This is a genomic window from Nocardioides sp. (assembly GCF_035703625.1).
Classification (GTDB): Bacteria; Actinomycetota; Actinomycetes; order Propionibacteriales; family Nocardioidaceae; genus Nocardioides.
In genome coordinates this window covers 1-2,090 of sequence record NZ_DASSXS010000065.1, presented here as the reverse complement: position 1 = coordinate 2,090, position 2,090 = coordinate 1, and the positions used below count along the sequence as shown (strand labels likewise).

Below are 2,090 nucleotides of genomic sequence, written 5' to 3'. Positions count from 1 at the left end.
GTCCATCGCCTCGGCGATGATCTCGCCGACGGTCGGGTCACCCGCGGAGATCGAGGCGGTGGCCGCGATCTGCTCCTTGGTCTCGACGTCCTTGGCCAGGCTGAGCAGCTGCTCGGACACGGCGGCCACGGCCGCCTCGATGCCACGCTTCAGGCCCATCGGGTTGGCACCCGCGGCCACGTTGCGCAGGCCTTCGCGGACCATCGCCTGGGCGAGCACCGTGGCCGTGGTCGTGCCGTCACCGGCCACGTCATCGGTCTTCTTGGCAACTTCCTTGACGAGCTCGGCCCCGATCTTCTCGTAGGGCTCCTCGAGCTCGATCTCCTTGGCGATCGACACACCGTCGTTGGTGATGGTCGGAGCGCCCCACTTCTTCTCGAGGACGACGTTGCGACCCTTGGGGCCGAGCGTCACCTTGACCGCGTCGGCGAGCGTGTTCATGCCACGCTCGAGACCGCGACGGGCCTCCTCGTTGAAAGCAATCAGCTTTGACATAACTCTTGCGATTCCTCACGCTTGAAGAGTTCGGTGGCGAGGCGTGGTGGGCTGCCCGCGACGGCCGATCCGGCTGGCCCGGCGGACCCTTCCCGCCGGCGCTTGGGACCTCAACGTCACCACGCCTTCTTGTCACTCTCATGCTAAGAGTGCCAGCTCAATGTTTAGCACTCGGGGGGTGAGAGTGCAAACGTCTCCGGCCCTCGGGCCAGCCGGGCGGCGACCAGGTCCGCGAATGCGCCGGCATTCTCGGGCAGCACGTCGAGGTAGAGCCCCGGCTCGGTGAGCTCGAGCTCGCTGACCGCGAGGGTGCCGCCCGGAAGGCGCATCATGTCGACCCGGCCGTAGTCGAGCGCGAACCCGACGGCCCTGGCGGCTGCGGCGATGCCTGCCTCCGCGAGCTCGGCCGCGTCGGATCGCAGCGGCACCGCTCGCGATGACCCGCCGAAGTGCTCGTGCACCCGGATCTCGCCCCCGGCCGGCAGCTTGTCGACCTGCGAGACCGCCCTGCCGCCGAGCACGAAGACCGAGGTCTCCCCCGCGGTCCGGACCGAGGGCACCAACGGCTGGACGACCCAGGGTCCACGGCCCGGAGGCAGCTCGGGGTGGTCCTTCACCTCCGTCCCGAGCCGGGGATCCTCGGGGTGGTCGACGACCAGCACGCCGACCCCGGCCGCCCCGACCCGGGGCTTGACCACCGCCACTCCGAACTCCCTGACTCCCGCTGCCAGCTCTTCGACCGTGGCGGCGGTGCGGGTGGGCACGACGGCCAGGCCTGCCTCCAGGCCGGCCAGGTAGGCCTTGTCGACGTTCCACGCGAACACCACGGGACCGTTGAGCAGCCGGGTCCGGTCGGCGACCCGCCGCGACCAGGCGACGAACTCCTCGTGCCGCACCATGTAGTCCCAGGTCGAGCGCACGGCCACCAGGTCGGCCCCGGCCCAGTCCTGCGTGGGGTCGTCCCAGCTCACCCACCGCGCGTCGATGCCGCGCTCCGCGAGCGCGGCGACCAGCAGCTCACCACCCGGCTCGCCGTCGGGCCAGCCACGGCAGGTGGCGAGAAGTACTGAGGTCACCGCCGCACGCTAGCCGCGGGCCGGTGCCCGCTCCAGCGAATTGTGGACCGCTGTCGATTTCGTCGGTCCCCGCGCGTCAGGACAGTGACAGACTCACACTCACGAGTTCGAGAGGAACTGACATGACCACCTACGCCGTGCTCCTGCCCGGGGACGAGAGCTCCTGGGACACCGCCTCCGCCGAGGAGCGCCGGGCCGAGTACGCCCGGCACGAGGCGTTCGCGAAGGCCCTGGCCGAGCGGGGTCACACGGTCACCGGCGGCGCCGAGCTCACCCACTCCCGCGAGACCAAGCTTCTGCGGCAGCGCGGTGACGAGCTGACGGTGACCGACGGGCCGTACGCCGAGACGGTCGAGCAGCTGACCGGCTTCTACCTGGTCCGGACCGACGACCTCGACGACCTCGTCGCGGTCTGCGGGATCCTCGCCTCGCCCGACGGGGCGATCGAGGTCCGTGCCTGCGTGGACCACGAGGGCCCCAGCACCGGTTGACCGACGACCTCGGCGCGCTGTGGCGCGA

General features: G+C 70.6%; 3 protein-coding genes. 1 reads left to right on the top strand and 2 read right to left on the bottom strand.

Annotation, left to right across the window (positions count from 1 at the left end; translation table 11 throughout):
* Positions 1 to 495, bottom strand: a 495-nt coding sequence (locus tag VFN12_RS03165) for a TCP-1/cpn60 chaperonin family protein (protein ID WP_325117127.1), incomplete at its 3' end; no start/stop codon positions are given.
* 164 nt (positions 496 to 659) lie between these two features.
* The gene (locus tag VFN12_RS03160; RefSeq protein ID WP_325117126.1) at positions 660 to 1,571 is read right to left on the bottom strand and encodes a hypothetical protein; all 912 of its coding nucleotides are present in this window, start codon (positions 1,569 to 1,571) and stop codon (positions 660 to 662) included.
* Between the two features lie 122 nt (positions 1,572 to 1,693).
* Between VFN12_RS03160 and VFN12_RS03155 the strand changes: the two genes are divergently transcribed.
* Positions 1,694 to 2,062, top strand: coding sequence for a YciI family protein (locus VFN12_RS03155; protein WP_325117125.1), 369 nt, complete (start codon positions 1,694 to 1,696; stop codon positions 2,060 to 2,062).
* Positions 2,063 to 2,090: the final 28 nt, after the last annotated feature.

Coding starts and splice junctions, on each gene's coding strand:
- VFN12_RS03155 (WP_325117125.1), top strand. CDS start 1,694: ATGACCACCTACGCCGTGCTCCTGCCCGGGGACGAGAGCTCCTGGGAC.